The organism is Fortiea contorta PCC 7126, assembly GCF_000332295.1.
Lineage (GTDB): Bacteria > Cyanobacteriota > Cyanobacteriia > Cyanobacteriales > Nostocaceae > Fortiea > Fortiea contorta.
Window position 1 is genome coordinate 3,993,425 of sequence record NZ_KB235930.1, and the last position, 20,132, is coordinate 4,013,556.

Consider the following 20,132-nt stretch of genomic DNA (forward strand, 5'->3'; position numbering starts at 1 on the left):
GTTTGAGATTCTCATGACCGAGGTAGCATTTAAATCACCGAGCAGTTCCCATGATCACAAAAGAACCACCTTGTCTTAATTGCTGGACATAGGGAAGCAACTTTATCAGTGCTGGTAGTCCTAGAGTGCTTAACAGTAAAGCTCGTAATCGCTTATTAGAGATTCTATACACTTGTGCTGCTAATGACCTTTGGTTTGTGGCCTTGGTCATGACGCGTAGGTGTAGAGAAAGTTTGAGGTTGTCCCACGAAGGGGATTCAAAAATAGCAGGTTGGGGATAAAAGTTGGCATCGTGTAACACTCGTGACAAACTATCTGGTGTCCATTTATTCACATGGTTAGGTGGCATATCCGGACATCCCGTCAATTTTTCTTGGCGGATCATCGCCTCACCACTGGGGACAGAGATGAATAATCGTCCACCTGCACACAAAAGCTGACGACACTGAGCTAAAACTGAGCGAAAATCTGCAATATGTTCTAAAACTTGAAATAAGGTGACAACTTGGAATGTGCCAAATTCAGATTGGGGGATTGCTGACAAATCAGGAAAAACATGAATTCCTGCGGCTTTTAAAGGTTCTCTGGTGAGTTCACTACCTTCTACTGCATAGCGTTTCCATTGTGGCTCCAGACCTCGCAGGAACATTCCTGCACCCGCACCTATGTCAAGAATCTGCCCTTTTTCAAAAGGACTCAAAGCTTCACGAATAGCTAAATCATAGTCCCATCGCCAAGTTGGGTATCCCTGCTGTTCGTGAAGAATGCTGTAAAATTCTTCATCACCACCGACAAAGGGATAGGCAAAGGCAAATTGACACTCTTTACACTGTAAAATATTACACTCGTCACCTGACCATAACTTAGTGATGGATGCTTTGAGGCGGTGGTGACGAGTGGCGTTGCGAGTGATTGGGCAAAAATGGGTTGCTGCTTCGGAAGCAGTGTAACGATAAAGCGGTGGATCAGCGCAAAGTGTGCCGCAAACTGGACATTTAACTGCTGTAATGGTGGATGCTAAATTCATGCTTTTTGAGGAGCTTAGTTAATGCTATTTCAGCAAAAATAATCCGTTGGTGTATTCAGGAAACTTAGTAGCACAATAGAGCTTATCTTGAGCATCAAATAGATAACATTTGTAAGCGATGAGTAACGTTTGCTAAATCCAGTTTCCAAGGTATGCCAGAACCAGTTTTTACCCAACAAATACCTCTTGAAGAAATATAATTTCCAAAAATTAATTCGCAAATTCCGAATTTGCGGGGAAAATCCCAGAATTGTATCCAAGTTAAGAGTTTTGGTAGAGGAATTGTTGTTATGTCCATCATTTATTTAAAAGCTAGAAGACTTTGGTACAGTTGCTCATACTGCCCAACAATTACATCAGCAGAAAAACTCTGTTCAATACGTTGACGGCAATTATAACGGTGAATATTTGGTAATTGTTCAACCGCAGTTATTGCTTCTTGAATATTATTAATTAAATAACCATCAACGCCTTGACGGATAATTTCTGGTAATGCACCTCTAGGACAGGAAATGACGGGAGTACCACAGGCTAAAGCTTCAGCAAAAACAATACCAAAAGGTTCTTCCCATTCAATAGGGACAACCATTGCAGCGGCTTGACCTAATAGTTGATTTTTCTGCACATCGTTGACAGGGCCAACATATTCAATGCCATTTTTGTCTAGGTGCGGAACAATTTCATTTTGCCAGTATTCTCCTGCTTCTCCAGTTGTTATGTGGTTCCCAGCAATAATCAAGCGGCGTCCGGTTTTTTGAGCAATAGCGATCGCTGTATGTGCTCCTTTGATTCGTTCTATGCGACTGAGGAAAACTAAGGGAGCATCGGCTGCTACTGTGGGTTGAAAAGTGTATGTATCCAGTTCCACACAGTTATGAATTGCTCGCCATGCTCCCCCTGCTTTCTTCCCCAGACGACAAATGTAATCGCTACAACCAGTGAAGGAAAGAGAACCTTTTGCTAATCTGACGCCCCAGCTAGTGGTAAAGTAGCTCGGACCTCGTTGATAAGACATGATTTTCGGCAGGGGAGAACCGAGCAGCGGTAATAGATAAAATATGCGAGAAAAGCTGTGAACAACATCCGGTTGAAATTCTCGTACCGCTGACCATAAAGCGATCGTGTTTTGCAGTGCATCGAATTTGTTTTGCGATCGCTCACCACGCCAAGGAAAAAACTGAGCAGCTGGTGAGGTAGACTCAGGATGAGCAACTAGTCCCACGGTATGACCACGGGTTTGCAATTGTGTTACCAGTAAATCAACAATGCGCTCAATACCACCATATAGTTTTGGTGGCACTGGTAGTTCAGGATCGGCAGTGATAAGAATACGCATTTTAGGCTGATTTGGCGATAAATTGTTCCCATGCAGATAGATTTATATCTGCTAGACCTTTTTGTTCTATTGGCACTTGATTGTTGAGCACCAGCGCTTGAATTTGTGGAAGTAATTCTATGTAACGAGGAGGTTTAGTCAGCGGATGCAAAAGCCATGCTTGCTCAGATTTGAGATTTAGTCGCCAGCCTCCAGTCGCGCCTACTCGCTTGAAAAGCATAATTTCTGGTGATCTGGGATAGCCCCGATTTAAATATTTTACAGCCAATGTTTCTAGTAATAAACGACCTTGCAGAAGCGGTAAATAACTATCTAATTTTTCCCGATCTATTAAGAAACAGCGAGTGCTAAACCAATCATTACGCCAACCTCCCTCAACTGCAAATAAAGGTCTCTCTTCATGAGTACTTGGTGCATCAGGAAGCTTTTTTTCTGTGCTAAATGGTGGGCTAATTCTTGGGCTAGCAGCTACTGCTTGGGGATGTTTATCTATCAGATATTTAGCCTCCACTGACCAATCATAATTTGGTACTTGATAAAGCAGCATATCTGCATCGTAATGAATTAGATAGCGTGTGGTGGCTACTTCCAAACCAGCTAAATAAGACATGAGAGCGCAACCACCATAATCATGGGTTTCATTTACCCAATTATCCAAATACTTGCGAGACAGAATTGGCTGTAAAGAATTATGAGGATACAAATAAACAATTCGGTCTAGATAACCCTTAGCTTTTAATTCTTCGGCTATCAGCGAAATTTTTTCAACTCTGCGAGAGAATTCAGCTTCCGGAAAGCGACTATCTGGATCAACAATCTTGGTTTTTTGTGGACGACAACAATCAACTATGGCTAAAGTTTCATCTACATTTGTACGATGTGCCGTGACTAGGGCTGGGACTGTGAGATGAGCGTAGTTAATATCACCAGGTGAAAGATTAATCTGCAAAGTTACATTATGCATTAGACCACTCCGCTATAACTTGAGTAAAATATTCATCTGGGACGCGATTTAGATGCTTACCTTTAACATCTTTAATAACTGCACCCGAATTTAAGAGAAGATTGAGACAATCATTAGGGTTGCCAACTTCATTAAAATTTAAAGGATGCAATTCGATTACAAAATATAAATTTTCTAGATTTTTAATATCTTTGAGAAAATTCAACAATTTACTTTCAAAACCTTCGATGTCCATTTTTACAAGACATTTTTTTGACGAATATTCATTAAGCAATTTAGCAAAACTGATGGCTGATACTTTTCTTCCTGATTCGCTGATGTGACCTGTAACAGAACCACCTTCATCAAAAATTAAAACTCCATCTTTATCTGATACAGCAGCTTCAATAATGCTGACTCGATTAGCTAGATGATTGAGAGCAACGGATTTTTTCAACAAAGAAATAGCACGACAATTAGGATCAATGCAAACTGCCTTGATATTCGGATTACGAAGTAATACAGATAAACTCATAGCTCCAATATTTGAGCCAATATCAATTAGTACTTCGCAATTTTGAGAAAGTGATAGCAGCTTGTCTTGCACTTCACAGTCAAAACTTTCGTATCGCCGACTACCACTCCATGCCCAAGAATGTTCTACAGCATCAAGACAAATGACTCCTTGATGAAAAGGCTGTTGTACAATCAATCCTCGGAATATTTTTTTAGCTAGCGATCGCAGACTAGAAAATTTATGTAATATGGGGACAATTGCATCAAGTAACGTAAATTGTTTGAGGCTCATGATTATTTAATTTGCATTACAAAAGTGGATGGCGATTTTCAGAAGAATATCAATTTTTGCTTAACAGCTAAATTACTCTGCTCATTGATGTAGAAAAAAGATGGAAATAAGGTTTTTCACCCGCATCTTTTATTTGAAACTTAAATCGATAAACATGACCGCACTTTTTCAGCGACATTACTAAGAGTTGGCGCTGAGTTGACAATAGCGGCCATTTCTTTTTGAATATTCACAGCTACTTCAGTGTTTAACATTTTTAGAGCTAGTTCAGCTAAAGAATCTGGTGTTTCTGCTAACGGCAAATTTCCTTGATTCCAGCTATAACCACGACACCCTGCTGGGGTAGTAATTACGGGAATTTCCCAACCCAGAGAAATTGCTAATTTTGTGCTACAACCTCGTGAATAGCAAAAAAGTGGATGCACAAAACAACTCCATGTACTAGCCTCTTTTTCTAATTCTTCATTAGAAAGCCTTCCTAAATATTCGACAAAAGGAAATCGCTGGATAATAGTTTTCGCAACAGACTCCGGCCCACCCACAAGTCTTAAACAGACGTTACCAGAGGCTATCTTCTCTAACGCCTCCAAGAATAAAATTAAACCTTCTCTATTGGGAGTGTGGTCAATTGTGCCCACAAAACCTAATCGTGAAGAATCAGGATTCCAAGGTAAAGGATTAGCAGGAATGGTACGCGGTAACCAAGTAACATTTTTTGCTCCCAACCAATGTTCAATTTCAGTCTCAAAGGCAGAAAGGCAAAATACATAGTCAATGTATTGGCGATGTATGCATTCGGATACTAAGCTTTGGGCTAGGAATTCTAAATCACTTGATGTCACCTTCCCGAAAGCACTTTCGCCATTTTTCGTCCGCATAGCATGAAAAATATCAGTGCTTTCTAAGCCATGAGATAGCAAAATTATTTTACATTTTTCTCCAAGGTTTTCACGAAGATATTTTGCTATGGGTGCAGTATCTACCTGATTGAGAAAAATCCACTTTATATCTTTCTCTTTCACAAGAGAAACGACATTTTTTGCTAATTCCGTAGGTAGACGATATGTGTAAGGTTTTGGTTTTAGTTTACGTCTTAAACGAGTTAATATCCTGGTTTCAGGAGTGTACTTGAATAAGGAAATATCAAAACCAGCAGCTTCTAAAGTTCTTAGATACTCTTGCGTGCAAATTTGTACCCCACCCGGACTGTCTTTAAGATACGCAGCATCAGATACAAATAAGGCTGTAATGGGAAGTCGAGTTTTTTCTGTGGATGAAATATTCATCTTTTACTTATATTTATAACTATCGTTTCAAGAGATATATCAGTTTCTAGATTTGAAATTCTACTCTCCCTTATTTTTTAGCTCATCCAAAGATTTAAGTTTTACCACTCGTCAAATGATAATTCAATCGTTGGATAAATATTGATAGTTTCCAACCAACAGAAACCTTACCATAACCAGAACGATACAGTAGTGCTTGAATTTTCTTTGCTTTTTGCCAACCCATACAACTAGACATCAGTCGAAACCCTAATCCCCCTGAAGGCTTTAAGTTGGAACCACCAAATTGGTGAACTTTCCCTTCTGCTTTTTTCAAGAGGTCGGGGACAAGAGGATAAACTTCATAAATAAAACGTTGAAATACAGTTGCACAAGCATGGCGTGTACGCAAACTATCTTCGGTTGCTAACAGATTAGTTGTGCCCAAATCCAAAGACAAGAAAGCGGATTCCCAAGCTTTACGAGATTGTGAACCACTCAAACTATTCGTATTTCCAGACCTATAGTAAGTTTTAGCCCCTTGGCAAAACTTTACTCCTTGACTAGCTAAAACAACTCGACTGAAATAATCAAAATCATTAATCAAAGATAAATTTTCGTTCCAGGAACCTGCTCGTTCAGCAATTTTACGCGGAATTAGCCAAGCCGCACCATGCATCATGTAATGTCCTTCCCATAAACAAATGAGAAAGTCAACGGGTGACATATCAGCCCAAGGTGGTTGGGGAATAAATAAAGCTTCTTGAGGATATTTATAAAATCTTGACCATTCTCCCGATGCTACAAATTCTGAATTGCTATCACCTAATAGTTTAATTTGTCGCTCAATTTTGTCAGGAGCTAACAAATCATCAGCATCTAAATATTCAATAAAATCTCCTTGAGCAGCTAGAAAAGCGCGATTTTCAGTTGCGCTTTGTCCAACATTTTCTTGGTTAATAACTTTAACTTTAGATGATTCAAAACTTTTAGCAACTGCCAGAGTATTATCTTTTGAACCATCATTTACTAAAATAATTTCTATATTATTCCATGTCTGTGCTAGAGCAGATTCTACGGTTTCTGCTAGCCATTGTTCCGCGTTATAGCAAGGGATTAGGATAGAAACTAACGGTGTCATGCAGTTTTCTCCATAGACTTGAGTTGAGTATTTTGCAAAATATGTTTCCAGCCATAGCGAAAGTACCAAGGCTTAGAATTTGCTACGTAATGATGTAAAACTGCTTTGGGGTGAATTACCTCCTCTTTACTTGGCATAACGATGTAGTCTTTAGCTGGCGCGACTGCACAGGGTTTACCAGCCATCAGCATGGCAATTAAAGCTTGTTCCTGATAGTAATGAGTTTGTTCTCGTTCTATCAGAGTTTTACACCAATATTCCAACTGTTCCCAGTCAATATCTTCACTTTTTAAACCACAAATTCCAACGTTGAGGCGCTCAGATATTGCTGCTCCAGCTAGTTCCGTCATTAATTGCTCAGAATAACCATAAGCAGTTTCTACATCCACCATATGGCAAGGTTGTTGAGGATAATTGAGCCAATCAATGAGAAAATTTGGTGTTTGGAAAAACAGCATGTCTGAATCCAGCACCAACTTCCATCCTCTAGACCCTACATGCACATCTGTTAACTTACGAATATTAGGGTAATTTTGGCGGCGTTCTCGCAGATAAGGAAATTTACTTTCAGGAAGATTAGTTTCAATACAAGCATCAAGTTCAGGTTTTAAAAGTATTTTGGCATGAGGAAAAATTCTTTTGATTGCTTGACAATGATGTATGTTGAGCGAGCCGTCATCATAAATAATAGGACGAATTGAAAAGGGAGAATGTTGAGCAAAAGAGTAGGCACAAAAGCAAGTTTGATCCCAAAACTTTTTACCAGTTAAAAAGTAAATATCTAAAATTCGCTCTGAGGAAGATGTTGTCGGCAGATTATAAGCCTGCTTTTCCATCTGCTTACGAGTATAGGCATCCCATGCCATATTCGATATACCCCGACGTTCACATTCTTTGAGAAAACTTTTAGGTCTGAAATAGGCGTGATATGCAATCTTGCCGAACTGCCATTTTTTGGCAAGATTAAATAAAGAAGCTGGCATCGAAGTCAACAGCATACTATATGTTTAATGCTAGTTAATTTGAAACTATGGAAAGATTTTGAATTAAATTCTTTAATTCTGGAGGTGTCAGAGTTCTCACTGTTGAATAATCCGGTCGCCAATGCCGAAAAAACCAAGCAGCATTCTTTATGCCAATAATTTTAGCTAAAGTTTGAAAACTTCTCCCTCCCAGCGTTTGGATATTTCCTTTAGGTGCTTGCTTCCAGATATTAAGCAGGTGGCGTTCATATTCCCTACTGAAGTTTTTTGGTAAGGAACGATAGGAAGCAAAAGCAGACTCACCAACTTGTCTTCTAGCAGCCAAAGTTGATTCTTCGATTGGACAATTTTTCACGAATGACAACATTAAAATTAGAGCAGCAATCCCTAATTTTTCCCAGTGAGCAGTTAGTCTTTCTTGCTCATGTCGCAAATATAGACTCATGTAACCATCCACTTTAACAATTTTAGCCGGATAAATTATTAGGTTATAGTATAGCCAAACTTCCCCAATTGAACCAAATATTCTATGTTCTTGAATTAGTGGTTTTTTAAGAAATTGGGTTAAGTAATCTCTTCTATAAATAAGATTACTTGAACAAGGTTGCAGCTTTAAATACAATTCTGGAGCAGAATTAACAATTGGCAAGATTCGATTCGATTGTGGAGCCAACGAATTATCAGCATTGACATAGAGAGTTACTTCATCGGTATAACAAACATCTGCACCTGATTCGTTTAGTTTGGCCACTTGGGAAATCAGCTTATCTGGGTGAACCAAATCATCGGAATCAATAAACATCACATATTGTCCTTGTGCGTTCCACAAACCATTATTTTTGGCAATCACACATCCCTGATTCTCCTGTCGAATAAAACGCAAAGGCAAATTCAAGAACCCAGATAGTTCATTCTCCAGTGGATTACGGGAACCATCATCCACAATTATCACCTCAACATCAAGATGATGAATTGCTTGCTTGATACTTTCAAGAGTAGTTTTTAATAAATCAATGCGTTCGTAAGCTGGGATAACAATCGATAATTCTGTAAAATTGTCCATAAACTTAGTACCAGAATAATTGAACGTTAATCAAGTAAAATTTCATAAAAATCGCCCAAAACTATATCAAGTCTTGGGCAATAATTTTCCGAAGAAACTAAGTTGGTATAATTGTAATGCAAGTTACGTGAAACAAACTATTTAATCATAGCTATTTCCGACTCGAACTGACGATGAATCAAATTAGGATTAAATTCATTACGTGAAACAAACCGAGTTTGTTCTGACATTTTTTCCCAAGTTTGCTTTCTGGAAATTTGCAGTAATACTTCTAAAAGTTTTGTCTCATCCATTTCATTTAAATAACAAAGCCAATCGTGCTTAACTGCCCAATCTGACAATGCTGTATTAGATGGGGTTAGTATTAGCATTGGCATTCCTAGATTAGCAAATTCAATCAACTTACTTGGGAAGCTATTTAGCCAAGGAAACTCTTTATCTTGTTCAAAAGGATAACCTACTAAAATACAAGATGCGTTTTTGGCTAAAAAATCAAGAGCTTGATCATTTGTAGCTAGGGGTTCTTGAAATTGGATATTTGGACATTCTTTTAAGCTTTCCAGCGGCTCATCATTTTGAGAACTGGTGATTAAAATTAAAGTTCCTTTAATCTTTTCCAGAGTTTTAGCAATTCTTTTCAGAGTTACAGAAAACTTGGGATATATAGTGCCTGCGTAAGCAACAACTGGCTGTTTAAAGTTGTCCGACCAATCAATAAAATTTTGATTTCTTTCACTACCAATTGGCAGTAAAACACTTTGTTTGCGAGGATTGGACAATTTTATAGTTTCGCCAAGCCTAGCAGAAACTGGCCAGATTCTTGTTGATTGCTCTAAAATATTTTGTTTATATTTCCGAATTAAAGAGCGATTAGGGACAGGAGAAAATAACTCCCAATCATCATGAACAATTACTGATAAGGGAATATTCCAACTTTTAGATATAGCCGCTGCCAGTAAAGAGTAATAATCCCAAAGAACTGTTAATATTGCTGATGGTCTATCTTCCGAGAAAAGTTTATTGCATTCCCGTTTCCATAGATGAAGTCGTAGTTCAAGGGAACCAGGAATTTTCTCTCTCACAGGAGGCCACCACAAACGACGATCAGGTAAAGCAATGATTCTCCATGATTCAGGAAAGTTTGTATTCAGAGCTTTTTGCTCTGAAGAAACAACAGAAATTTTCCAATTTGAATCCTCAAGGCGCTGAAGATGTCTATATAAAATAGCTGAACCACTAAAGCTTTGTTTGGGAATAACTCCACCGATATATAAAATATGATTTTTGGGCGACATGCTGAAGATTATCTGTTTTTAGAATATGAATTCATTGAGAATGATTCAATTTTGAATTTGACAAGAAGCGTAATTTAACTTGTTACCTGCAGCTATTTCCAGAAACCGATAGCCAAAAGCTTGTACTTCATCAAAATTGACTTTTTTAGCAATTGCTTCTTGTTCTAAGTCAGGGCCTGGCTGTAAATTTTTCCACCAATCAGCTAAAATATCAGCTAAATTTTCAGGCGAGTTGCGATCAAAAAAGATGCTGTTGGGAGGATTCTGCTCAAAATGAACAGATAAGTCTGAAATCGCTATTTTCTTGCCAAAGCATCTGGCATCCTCAACAATAGTACTCCATCCCTCAAAAAGAGATGGTTGAATGACTGCTAATGAACGTCTGATTAACTGTATTTGATCAGTTTTGGGAATTAAACCCATCAGATAAACTTGGTTAGAAATCCCTAAGGTATGAATGGTTTGTAAAATCGTATCTGAATAATCAGGTTTACGGAAATCATAGATATGACCCGTACAAACAATAATCGGATATATAGAATTTTCTTGCAGAAGCTTTAAAGCCTTCAAGACAGTTAAATGGTTTTTGTGCTGCCAAAATTGATTGCTAATAATAAAAAAGCGATCTGGTAAATTGTAATGGAGTTGGGTTTTTAATGGGTCTTGTTCATACCACGTCGATTTGGGAAAACTTTTAAAAGGAAGAGTTACTGTTTTTTGAGTAGCTTTTGGAAAAAGCTCGTGAAAGTCGGATTCAGCAGTTTTACTGCTAAGAACAACTAGAGGTGCTTGTTGGGCAATTTTTGCAAAATATTGATCTGTTTCTTGAAGATGTGATTCGCTAAAAAAATGCGGCAAGTGTTTATGCTGAAAATCGGGTATCCAAGCAGCAGAACGAAGAGGTAGACGTGAATTATAATTTCCCAGATAAGGATAAATGAAATCAAACTTTTCTTGAGAAAAGAAATCACTCCATCTAGGGTTTTCTTGGTTGAATAATTTGCTAGTAACTTTCCAACGAATCCGATTTAGGAGTGTGATTGGCGGGAGATGGTCTTCTAGAAGATAAATAGTGTGTAGATAGGGAGAAATTTGATTGAGTAAGCTATCTTGTAGTTTTCCATCACAGATGAGGCAAAGCTCAAATGTTGAACGAACTTCCGTGGGTAAGCTACCCAATGCCAAAATAATATTTTTAATATATTCTGTGCCGCCAACCCAGCGAGGGTCGTCGTTAATAAATAATCCAATTTTTAGTGTTTTATTCATACACCTACTAGCTCCGCACGACACCAAGTAGCAAAAGTTTTGATTCCTTTTTCCAGAGATACAGTAGGAGTAAATCCTAAAGATTGTAGCTTGGAAATATCAGCCTGCCAGTTAAGGGGATTACCAACAGGAACAATACCATCGAAATTCAAAGTACAATTCAGTCCCAAAGCATCTATAGTTAATTTCGCTAATTCGTCAATATAAACTTCTCGACCATTGGCGAGGTTATAAACTTCTCCTTGCATTGGTGCAGATTCAGCGACGACATTTAAGGCTCTAGCAATGTCTAAAGCATGAATAAAGTCGCGGCTTTCTTTACCTGTACCTTGCAGTATTAACGATGATTCAGTAATTGCTTTTCTGCAAATATCCCAAAGTACTTGACGACGTAGACCAGGGCCATAGGCAGAAAAGATTCGCAAACTAGCAGTTGGTAAGTTATAAATTTTGGCAAATTCTAAACATAACTGCTCACATTGCAATTTATGAAAACCATAGGGAGATAGTGGACTACAAGACTGATTTTCAGCTACAGGTAGTGATTGTGGATTACCATAAATTGCAGCGCTCGACAGAAAAATAAATCGACAAGTCGGCGCATATAAATGTAGAGCGTTTAATAACTCAAAAGTTAGAACTGTGTTGGCATGAAAATCAGCACGAGGGTTTGTTACTGATAAACCCACAGAAGCCCGACCTGCACAATGAATACAAACTTGAGGAGAGGTTTCTTGAAGTAAAGTATTGAGGTTTCCATCTGGAAGTTGGAGACGGTGATAAGCTGTTAAATTAGATAATGGTGCATTTTCAGGTGGGGAATTATCTATGCCAAGAACTGACCAACCTTGCTCAAAAAAATGGCGGGCGACATAACGACCAATAAAGCCTGCTACACCCGTAATCAATACAGTTTTCATTAAAATACCTGAGATTATTATTTTATTGTGCAGCAATATCGCTTGTCTGTTTAACGAAACTGGCACACCTGTATTCTGCGTCCCAGAGGCTAATGGGACGTGTTGGGAGGTTTTCGCATACCAGTTTTAGTTATGCGTACGTTTTACTAACACTGCATCCATCAAGTCAAATAAGGCATCTTTTGCTTTCCCAAGGATAGTGTACACACCTGTGAGAAATTGTTTAAGCTTTTCTGATGTCATGGTCAAGCTGTGAAAATTTTTCCTTTTATCAGCATTGACCGATTTGCGGTTAGTTCAACATCGCTGACCGCTTTTTCTGTTCGCGCATTTTTCTGCTGTTCAGCTATGTCCTTTTTTTGACGATCTTTCTGCCAGTGTTATTTTTCCTGCAAACCCTATTTAGTCTAAACTCCAGTTCTTAAATGAACTTCTTTAATCTCCTTGCGAAGGATTTTATTTTCCATGCAGTGGCTATTATTTTCTTATTAAGTATCAATCTAACCCAAGGACTAGTTCTTTGGATTGAAGCAGCAAACCAAATATTGTGGTGTACATGATGCTCATAAAGAATTAAATTAAGAGAATCAATAAATCGATATTTAGGAGCTAAATCATAAAAAATATTCTCTGTCTGATCTTCCGCAAAAATATAAGAACCAAACACATCAGATTCATTTACATCCGGAAATTTAACGAATTCTTTCAAAACTTTTTCTGACGCGCTGAGTAAAGAGCCTGTGTCAACATCGCTAGATTTTAAACATATGGTTAACTGATTTACATAGGAGGCAATACTAGAGTGCACTACTTGCAATCCCCACTGCAAAGCTTTCGTATTCTCTTGAGAACGAAGTACAGGAGTAAAAACGCAATTCTGTTTTTCAAATCTGACTGTTCCGCCATGATCAGCCGCAACAAATAATTCTAACAACACTCTGTGACACAAACTATCTCGTTCTGAAGGAAAATCAACATCAGAGAAATAAGCAAATAAATTATCTTTTGGAAATGGCTTGAACCTTTTTGATAAACCAAAATAAAAACCCGATACTCCATCTGCTGGATAAATACCAGCTAAATTCAATAGCTGACTAAGAGAACGTTGTAATCTGCCATGCCAGCCAATATCAACAATCCCAAAAGGTATTGCATCTGCTAATCCTTCCTGCTGAAAATATCCAATGGCTTTTTTGCGATATGTTGCAGCTATCTCTATGATTAATTGAGTAACTTCCTGCTTTTCAAATATCTGTCTTAGCAATAACCTTTGCTGATTATCAAGGTTTTTATTCCAAAATTCTTTAGATAAACCTTTTTGGGCTAAAGTATCTTCTATTTGTTCAGGATTTAAGTTAACACGCTCACAAACAGAATGTACTGATAAAAATTGAGTTGGATCAAATATCCAATCAAGTTCAGTTTCACCAATTTCGGTAATTGCTGGGAAATGCCATGCTTGGCGAGAGCCATACAAATATCGGCACTCAATAGAGTAATTCCAATTCTCGCAAATAATGTTAGCTATCTTCAGTAAAATTTGCCCGTCCCTAGCAACGAAATATAGTCTCTGAATTCCTTTTGTTTGCGCTTCTGATAAGCACCAATGAACAAAACCAAACAGAACAGGAGCGATGACATTGGCTGAGGTATCCCAAATAACACGATTATGAAAATTAGTTTCTGGATTTTGGAGACGACAGAGGCGACTTGTACCTGCTAAAAGAGAACGAAACTTCAACGGCAGATCTTCAGAGCTTGCTAAAATTTGCTCGTAGCGATTAAGCTGAGTTTCATTAAAATGTTGAGCCTGAATGCCAAGCTTTTTAGGCATCTTTACATCTGAATAATTGTTATCGCCAAGATGTATTAACTGAGAAGCTTTAATTCCTTCTTTATTTAAACAAACTTCAAATAATTTTCCTGAGGCTTTATTAATATTAAACTCTGAGGAAACATATAGCGTATCTCCTTCTTGCCATATATTATGATGTTTGAGAAAACGCTGAATCACGTTTGATGGCAGATACATATCAGAAAGATAGATAACTCGCTGACCATCTTGGTGAAGATTTTGAATCTTTTGCTGAATTGCTCGAACAGGATAAAGACTAGCAAATTCTAATTCAACTTCCGCATTCATCGACTGTTCTATTTCAGTGTCAGACCAGCCTAAAGTCTGGGCAATTACTTCATAAATTTGTGCTAGAGTTACTTCACTAGAAACACTTTTACTTCTTGCTTCTCTTTCTGCTGATTCTCTGAGATTTTTCCACTTTTGCGTAGATATTTTTATCAGTTCAGCTTGCAAGAGTATAGAACCCAATTCCAAAAATAAATCAGTTGGTCTTGCCCATTTACGAATCAAAACTGTATCAAACACATCAAAGGAGTTAATATTCATAAATACTTAATTTTTGTGGCTAATGTTTAAATATATCAGAGTGCTATTTTTGGTAGTAAATGCAACCAATTTCAAGCAGTTATGCTTGTATAAAAAACTAATAAATTCTTGTAACAATAGGTTCTTTGAAGCGAATTGATCCCCATGCTGGAGACCAAAATGATAGGGTTCCATCTATTCCTTCAGGTGGCATTACCTCGAAGTGTAAAACATCAAAGATAATATCAAACTCTATGCGTCCTTGTTTGTCGTTGCCCTTTCCCGTTGCGAAATTACAGTAGTAAATCCCAGTCGCTAAACGTAAATCTCTCAAAACTAGCCGATAAGTTCCAATCTCCCCTTGCTGCAAGGATTGTCCCTCTTCACTGAAAAAGTTACCAATCGGAGTTCCGTCAACACGACACAAGGTCATACTAAAGCGAAATTTATCAATACTCTCATTTCCACGAACAGTAATTTTCAGATATATATCTGCATCCGCAGGAACTAGTTTAGTAGGGCAATTCTCAAGTTCTAGGGTTAAAAACTCTACTTGGCGATTTAAATCTGGAAACCGTCGAGGTAAAACTTCCGCATTATAAATGTGAGTAGATCGATCAACCGAAGAATTAAAATACTTTTCAATGGCAGTAGTTGTATCTTTAATAGTTAATATTTTACCTTTCTCTAACACAACTCCTGTATTTGTTAATTGTTGTACTGCTGTCATATTATGACTTACAAATAATACTGTTCTACCTTCACGAGTGGAAACATCTTCCATCTTCCCCAAACATTTTTTCTGAAACTGAGCATCCCCCACCGCCAAAACTTCGTCCACAATCAAAATCTCCGGCTCCAAATGCGCCGCCACCGCAAACGCCAACCGCACATACATCCCCGAAGAATACCGCTTCACGGGCGTATCCAAAAACTTCTCCACCTCAGCAAACGCCACAATTTCATCAAACTTGCGTTTAATCTCCTCCCTACTCATCCCCAAAATTGCACCATTGAGATAGATATTTTCTCTCCCAGTCAACTCTGGATGAAATCCTGTCCCCACTTCCAACAAACTAGCAACTCTTCCCTTAATTTTGATGCTGCCTTTTGTTGGTTCTGTAATGCGGCTTAAAATCTTTAATAGTGTTGATTTACCCGCACCATTGCGCCCAATAATGCCTACTCTATCACCTTCCTTAATCTCAAAAGATACATCGTTGAGCGCCCAAAATTCTTCTTGATTATGTTGACTTTTACCCTTACTATTTTGAACCGCATTAACTAATCCTTTAGCTCTATTAGCAATTACATCACGCAGTGCAGTATAACGTTCTTGTTGCTGATGCCCAAGAATATATTTCTTACCTAAGTTTTCAACTTTAATAACAGTATCAGACATTTGTTTTTGAGTTCTCAGTTTACTAATAAAAATTGAATTTAACTTCCTAAATTACATTAGCAAAATCTACCTCCGTATTGTCTCTTGGTTTTTTTCAAAAATCAAATATGATTCCTATATCAGAATTACTTCTCCAGAGTTTTCAAAACCGTGGATTAAATACTTACTTGTTATTTGCTCTGCATCTCCATCTAAATTAACCTGACCTTGTACACAGCATCTGATTAAATTACATCAGCAAATGTCCGTTCCATCTTCCGAAAATACCAAATACCACTGAAAAGTAATAAGATTACTAGTCCTAAAGATAAGATAAAACCGGGTAAATATAACTGTGCTGACTCGCTACCCAAGATTGCCCAACGAAAACCATCAATCACCCCTACCATCGGGTTTAAAGAGTAGAGAAATCGCCACTGTTCCGGAACAATATTACTGCTAAATCCTACGGGTGAAATGTATAGACCAAACTGGGTAATAAACGGCACGATATAACGAAAATCTCGATATTTCACATTTAAAGAAGCTAACCATAGTCCTGCTCCCATAGAAGCAGCAAAGGCAATAGCGATAAATATAGGCAATGTGATAATCCGCCAACTAGGAACAAAGTTATACCATGCCATTAATCCTAACAAAATCATTCCCGAAATTAAAAAGTCTACAAAACTAACTACTACTGCACTGGTGGGCACAATCAACCGAGGAAAATACACTTTTGAGATTAAATTGGCATTACCAATTAAACTGTTACTGCACTCGGTCAGGGAGTTAGAAAAGAACTGCCAAGGTAACATGGCTGAAAAAACTAGAATTGGATAGGGCGCGCCTGGAGATGACAATTTTGCTAGCTGTCCAAATACTACGGAAAACACTACCATTGTTAAAAATGGACGAATCAGTGCCCAAGCAATACCGACTGCTGTTTGCTTATACCGCACTAATATATCTCGCCATGCTAGGAAGTAAAATAACTCCCGATAGTGCCATAAATCATGCCAATATTGTTTTTCTGTACGTCCGGCTTCAATCACCAGTTCGGATTGAGAAATGGTGTTCTTCATATTATTTATACTTTATTGAATAAGTTAATTTTGTTTCTATTATTAAGCGATCGCTCAATTTTTGCTCTATCTTTTTTCAAAGATTTTCTGGCTCAATACCCGCTGCTCTCAATTGTTCAGCTAATCGTTCTGCTCTGGCTCGTTCTTGTTGCAATTGTAGATTTGTCTCGTCTACTCTCGCCCGCTCTTGTTGCAATTGTAGATTTGTCTCGTCTACTCTCGCCCGTTCTTTTTCTAGAGACTCTTGTGAAGTTGATACCCATTTACCATCAGTATCATACCAACGCAACCATAACCGCTCAATACCTTGATAATTGCCGTACCATAGTCCCAAACCCAGGTCTAGACTTGGCATCCATACTTTGAGAGTATCTAGGCTGATTTCACCATAGCGATCGGCAATTAATTGAAATGCTCGCAACTTATCTGTATAACGATCAAAAATAATATAGTAGGGAATACGTAAAATTTGCTCATAAACTTGCCATTTTGTGGGCGGCTGATTGACATCTCTGAGTGTATCGCCCAAATCTTCCTTCTCCGTCCCTGGAGAAAGTAACTCTACCACAACAAATGGATTTACTCCTTCCTGCCAAACTACGTAGCTTAAGCGTAAATCTTGCTGCTCATACAACCTAGGAACACCGACAACCGCAAACCAATCGGGGCGCTTGTACCAGAGGGGATGACGCGGATCGTAGTATAGATTCAAATCAGTGGCTACAAAAACTTGCTCTGCTGAGTAAGCTGGTGGATAAAAAGTTTCCCGCAATAGTTGTGGTTGTAAGATGTGAAATTCATCAGGCAAGCCGGGTTCCTCAGGATCTTCGCTAGAAAGATCATACATGGTAGGCAGACATTCTTTTGGGGGAAGGGGCGGATCGGTTTGGTACATGGCGTTGATACATAGCCTGTCAGTTATAGGTTAACTGATCGGCGTTGTTTGTGGAGGACGGTGATTCGCTTCTGACATACCCACAAAATGATTAAGTGATAAACCGAAAATCTCTGACGCCTTGAAAGTCCACCATTTTAGCTTGTCTGCGAGTAAACTCACCTACGGAAGGATTCCCATTGGGTTGAATAACTCCTGTTGCTTGCTGCCAAAGTTCGGGTGGAGCTGGTGATAATTCATACTTTGATTCTTGCCTACTGACATGATACCATTTCGTGGCTTGACATTCTTGACACCAAAAAGCTTCTAACCATTCTCCATCTAATGGAACTGTAGTTTTTGCTGCTACTAACATCAGCGCGTCTTTGCGATTAATTCCCCGCTGCTGTAGCTGTCCTGCTTTGTCAGCGTACAACGTATATTTTTGGCTCATACTTTCGAGATAGCAGCCATGTATGGGACAGTATATGGCTCTTCGCTTTGAGCGTTTGCGATTTCGATCGCACCTTCTTTGCACTTCGGCCTCCTGTATTAGTGAATCCAGAACGGATTACGAGAAGGTTGCGTTAGAGAGACTGAGATCAAAAAGACCATCTAAGCCCAACTCCTTTATCAACGGTGAATTATTTAATTTCAAAGGTAAAAATTTGGAACCCTGGTGATGTTTGACGAATAGGTGCTGATAGTTTGGATAACTAATCAGGTAAATATCCCTATTTTTCAACAATATATGAAGAAAAGCTTAGTCTGTATCATCTTTACTTGGAATTGCGTGAGCCAAGAATCTAATATTAGGTATCATCATGGCATTCAAAATACCTAGATAATAGCTTGGTGGAGCACCTTTAGATATTCTTTGGCTATGATTTCTGGAGTAAAGTTTGACTCCAGATACTGACGAGATGCTTCACCCATTTGTTCCGCTAATTCGCGATCGCTGTGGAGTTTACGGATAAATTCAGCCAAACCATGACTGTCTCCGTTTTCAAAACTAGCACCGCACTCTGCATCTGCGATCAGCTGTTTCAAGTATGAATATTCAGAACAAATTACCGCTACTGGTCTACCAGTTGCTAAAGCTGGGTAAAGCTTACTAGGCGCTACTAAACTATCCATACCAGCTTCGACGCTCACTAGAGATAAATCGCAAGCTGTGAGGGAATAGGGCAACACTTCTTTATCTTGATAGGGTAAGAAGAGGAAGTTATTGAGTTTTAAGCGGTTTACCTCCTGGATAAAGCTTTTTTGTTTTGGCCCACCGCCGATGCAGACAAATTGAATTGGCTCATCTTGCAGTTGCTTGGCTGTTTCGAGAATGGTATCCATGTCATGACACCGCCCCATGTTACCAGAATAGAGTACGGTAAATTTGTTGACCAAGTTATGTTTCTTGGCAAACCAGTTATCTCTTTTGGCGATGGGCCTGATCAAATCAGGATCTCCCCAACTGTGAATCACCGTAACTTTATCAGCAATCTCTGGACAATTAGCGATGACTCGCTGTTTCATCGCTGGACTCAGAACGATGATTCCTTGAGATTTTTGCCAAATCTTTTTGTTGATTCCCCGCCAAAAGCGCGCCAGCCAGTGCTTGTGAGGAATTACCCCCAGGGCGATCGCAATATCTGGATAAATGTCATAAATTAAGCAAACATAGGACACCTTAAAACACAGGTGAACTAGATAGCCAACAATTGGTAAAAATGGCGGAGCCGAAGTTAGTAAAAAGACATTGTGACGACGGCAATTTTTTACTAAATGAAGGATAGCGCGTAATGTAAACAGGATGCCATTGATGGCTTTACCCCGAACTCGTCCCTTCCAAAGACTAGCACTGCGCGATCGTCTAATACGAATTCTACCTAGTTGTTCTACTACGGGAGCGCTAGAAACCCCAAATGCATAACCAGGTTGACCAGTAAATACCTCAATACTTGCTCCTTGCTGCTCTAAGTGTCTCACCAACTCTTCAATTAACTGCCCTGTGGCGGCGTAATCCGGAGGAAAAAACTCAGTAATCACCGATAATTTCAGTAACTGGTCATACCAAGCTTTACTGACTTCCCGCGATTGACGGGGAGAAGCAGATGAGAATGCAGCAGTGGGAAAACTTTCTATCTGGGGACGTTTTTCAGTCTTGATACCTGCTTTACTACTGGTAAGTAATTTAGTATCATTTTCCATAAACCACTGATTCCCCTTTTCCTGAGTTATGGATGTCGTCGGCAAAAATTGATTCAGCCATTCACTGAATGTCATAGCTTGTATGATCCTGTAAGAATATTTTTAGACGTACAGATGAATTAGACAGCCGTTATTTGGACAAATTTTTTTGCCC

General features: G+C 38.7%; 17 protein-coding genes. All 17 read right to left on the minus strand.

Going from position 1 to position 20,132, the window contains the following annotated elements; translation table 11 throughout:
• Window positions 1-34 precede the first annotated feature (34 nt).
• Window positions 35-1,027 (minus strand): class I SAM-dependent methyltransferase, encoded by a 993-nt coding sequence (locus MIC7126_RS0118560; protein WP_017654671.1) that lies wholly within the window; start codon window positions 1,025-1,027, stop codon window positions 35-37.
• 301 nt (window positions 1,028-1,328) lie between these two features.
• On the minus strand, window positions 1,329-2,363 hold the full coding sequence (locus MIC7126_RS0118570) for a glycosyltransferase (protein WP_017654673.1): 1,035 nt from the start codon (window positions 2,361-2,363) through the stop codon (window positions 1,329-1,331).
• Between the two features lies 1 nt (window position 2,364).
• Window positions 2,365-3,327, minus strand: a complete 963-nt coding sequence (locus MIC7126_RS0118575; protein ID WP_017654674.1) for a hypothetical protein — start codon at window positions 3,325-3,327, stop codon at window positions 2,365-2,367.
• Window positions 3,320-4,114: an FkbM family methyltransferase gene (locus tag MIC7126_RS0118580; protein ID WP_017654675.1), complete on the minus strand. Its 795-nt coding sequence runs from the start codon at window positions 4,112-4,114 to the stop codon at window positions 3,320-3,322. The genes MIC7126_RS0118575 and MIC7126_RS0118580 overlap by 8 nt, the downstream gene beginning before the upstream one ends.
• A gap of 140 nt (window positions 4,115-4,254) precedes the next feature.
• Window positions 4,255-5,400 carry a glycosyltransferase gene (locus tag MIC7126_RS0118585; RefSeq protein WP_017654676.1) on the minus strand — a complete coding sequence of 382 codons (1,146 nt, stop codon included), beginning with the start codon at window positions 5,398-5,400 and terminating at the stop codon, window positions 4,255-4,257.
• A 94-nt stretch (window positions 5,401-5,494) separates the two neighbouring features.
• Window positions 5,495-6,520, minus strand: a complete 1,026-nt coding sequence (locus MIC7126_RS0118590) for a glycosyltransferase family 2 protein (protein WP_017654677.1) — start codon at window positions 6,518-6,520, stop codon at window positions 5,495-5,497.
• Complete coding sequence (locus tag MIC7126_RS0118595) at window positions 6,517-7,503, minus strand: hypothetical protein (protein ID WP_017654678.1); 987 nt, start codon at window positions 7,501-7,503, stop codon at window positions 6,517-6,519. Before MIC7126_RS0118595 ends, MIC7126_RS0118590 begins: the two co-directional genes overlap by 4 nt.
• 34 nt (window positions 7,504-7,537) lie before the next feature.
• Window positions 7,538-8,566: a glycosyltransferase family 2 protein gene (locus MIC7126_RS0118600; RefSeq protein ID WP_026100364.1), complete on the minus strand. Its 1,029-nt coding sequence runs from the start codon at window positions 8,564-8,566 to the stop codon at window positions 7,538-7,540.
• A 137-nt stretch (window positions 8,567-8,703) separates the two neighbouring features.
• Entirely contained in the window at window positions 8,704-9,861 is a 1,158-nt protein-coding gene (locus MIC7126_RS0118605; protein ID WP_017654679.1) for a glycosyltransferase family protein, read from the minus strand.
• Between the two features lie 45 nt (window positions 9,862-9,906).
• Complete coding sequence (locus tag MIC7126_RS0118610; RefSeq protein WP_017654680.1) at window positions 9,907-11,130, minus strand: glycosyltransferase; 1,224 nt, start codon at window positions 11,128-11,130, stop codon at window positions 9,907-9,909.
• A complete protein-coding gene (locus MIC7126_RS0118615; protein WP_017654681.1) occupies window positions 11,127-12,050 on the minus strand; it encodes an NAD-dependent epimerase/dehydratase family protein in 924 nt (307 codons plus the stop codon). Before MIC7126_RS0118615 ends, MIC7126_RS0118610 begins: the two co-directional genes overlap by 4 nt.
• A 421-nt stretch (window positions 12,051-12,471) precedes the next feature.
• Entirely contained in the window at window positions 12,472-14,454 is a 1,983-nt protein-coding gene (locus tag MIC7126_RS0118620; RefSeq protein WP_017654682.1) for an HAD family hydrolase, read from the minus strand.
• 97 nt (window positions 14,455-14,551) lie between these two features.
• Entirely contained in the window at window positions 14,552-15,835 is a 1,284-nt protein-coding gene (locus tag MIC7126_RS0118625) for an ABC transporter ATP-binding protein (protein WP_017654683.1), read from the minus strand.
• Between the two features lie 224 nt (window positions 15,836-16,059).
• The gene (locus tag MIC7126_RS0118630) at window positions 16,060-16,899 is read right to left on the minus strand and encodes an ABC transporter permease (protein ID WP_017654684.1); all 840 of its coding nucleotides are present in this window, start codon (window positions 16,897-16,899) and stop codon (window positions 16,060-16,062) included.
• Window positions 16,900-16,975: 76 nt separating this feature from the next.
• Window positions 16,976-17,794 carry a Uma2 family endonuclease gene (locus MIC7126_RS0118635; RefSeq protein WP_026100365.1) on the minus strand — a complete coding sequence of 273 codons (819 nt, stop codon included), beginning with the start codon at window positions 17,792-17,794 and terminating at the stop codon, window positions 16,976-16,978.
• A gap of 91 nt (window positions 17,795-17,885) precedes the next feature.
• The gene (locus MIC7126_RS0118640) at window positions 17,886-18,311 is read right to left on the minus strand and encodes a hypothetical protein (protein WP_081603046.1); all 426 of its coding nucleotides are present in this window, start codon (window positions 18,309-18,311) and stop codon (window positions 17,886-17,888) included.
• A gap of 302 nt (window positions 18,312-18,613) precedes the next feature.
• Complete coding sequence (locus MIC7126_RS0118645; RefSeq protein WP_026100366.1) at window positions 18,614-20,053, minus strand: glycosyltransferase family 4 protein; 1,440 nt, start codon at window positions 20,051-20,053, stop codon at window positions 18,614-18,616.
• Window positions 20,054-20,132: the final 79 nt, after the last annotated feature.

What these genes read in the sequence shown, in the direction of transcription:
- MIC7126_RS0118615 (WP_017654681.1), bottom strand. Translation starts at nt 12,050, where the DNA reads ATGAAAACTGTATTGATTACGGGTGTAGCAGGCTTTATTGGTCGTTAT.
- MIC7126_RS0118585 (WP_017654676.1), bottom strand. Translation starts at nt 5,400, where the DNA reads ATGAATATTTCATCCACAGAAAAAACTCGACTTCCCATTACAGCCTTA.
- MIC7126_RS0118620 (WP_017654682.1), bottom strand. Translation starts at nt 14,454, where the DNA reads ATGAATATTAACTCCTTTGATGTGTTTGATACAGTTTTGATTCGTAAA.
- MIC7126_RS0118600 (WP_026100364.1), bottom strand. Translation starts at nt 8,566, where the DNA reads ATGGACAATTTTACAGAATTATCGATTGTTATCCCAGCTTACGAACGC.
- MIC7126_RS0118630 (WP_017654684.1), bottom strand. Translation starts at nt 16,899, where the DNA reads ATGAAGAACACCATTTCTCAATCCGAACTGGTGATTGAAGCCGGACGT.
- MIC7126_RS0118645 (WP_026100366.1), bottom strand. Translation starts at nt 20,053, where the DNA reads ATGACATTCAGTGAATGGCTGAATCAATTTTTGCCGACGACATCCATA.
- MIC7126_RS0118575 (WP_017654674.1), bottom strand. Translation starts at nt 3,327, where the DNA reads ATGCATAATGTAACTTTGCAGATTAATCTTTCACCTGGTGATATTAAC.
- MIC7126_RS0118610 (WP_017654680.1), bottom strand. Translation starts at nt 11,130, where the DNA reads ATGAATAAAACACTAAAAATTGGATTATTTATTAACGACGACCCTCGC.
- MIC7126_RS0118625 (WP_017654683.1), bottom strand. Translation starts at nt 15,835, where the DNA reads ATGTCTGATACTGTTATTAAAGTTGAAAACTTAGGTAAGAAATATATT.
- MIC7126_RS0118580 (WP_017654675.1), bottom strand. Translation starts at nt 4,114, where the DNA reads ATGAGCCTCAAACAATTTACGTTACTTGATGCAATTGTCCCCATATTA.
- MIC7126_RS0118590 (WP_017654677.1), bottom strand. Translation starts at nt 6,520, where the DNA reads ATGACACCGTTAGTTTCTATCCTAATCCCTTGCTATAACGCGGAACAA.
- MIC7126_RS0118635 (WP_026100365.1), bottom strand. Translation starts at nt 17,794, where the DNA reads ATGTACCAAACCGATCCGCCCCTTCCCCCAAAAGAATGTCTGCCTACC.
- MIC7126_RS0118595 (WP_017654678.1), bottom strand. Translation starts at nt 7,503, where the DNA reads ATGCCAGCTTCTTTATTTAATCTTGCCAAAAAATGGCAGTTCGGCAAG.
- MIC7126_RS0118570 (WP_017654673.1), bottom strand. Translation starts at nt 2,363, where the DNA reads ATGCGTATTCTTATCACTGCCGATCCTGAACTACCAGTGCCACCAAAA.
- MIC7126_RS0118560 (WP_017654671.1), bottom strand. Translation starts at nt 1,027, where the DNA reads ATGAATTTAGCATCCACCATTACAGCAGTTAAATGTCCAGTTTGCGGC.
- MIC7126_RS0118605 (WP_017654679.1), bottom strand. Translation starts at nt 9,861, where the DNA reads ATGTCGCCCAAAAATCATATTTTATATATCGGTGGAGTTATTCCCAAA.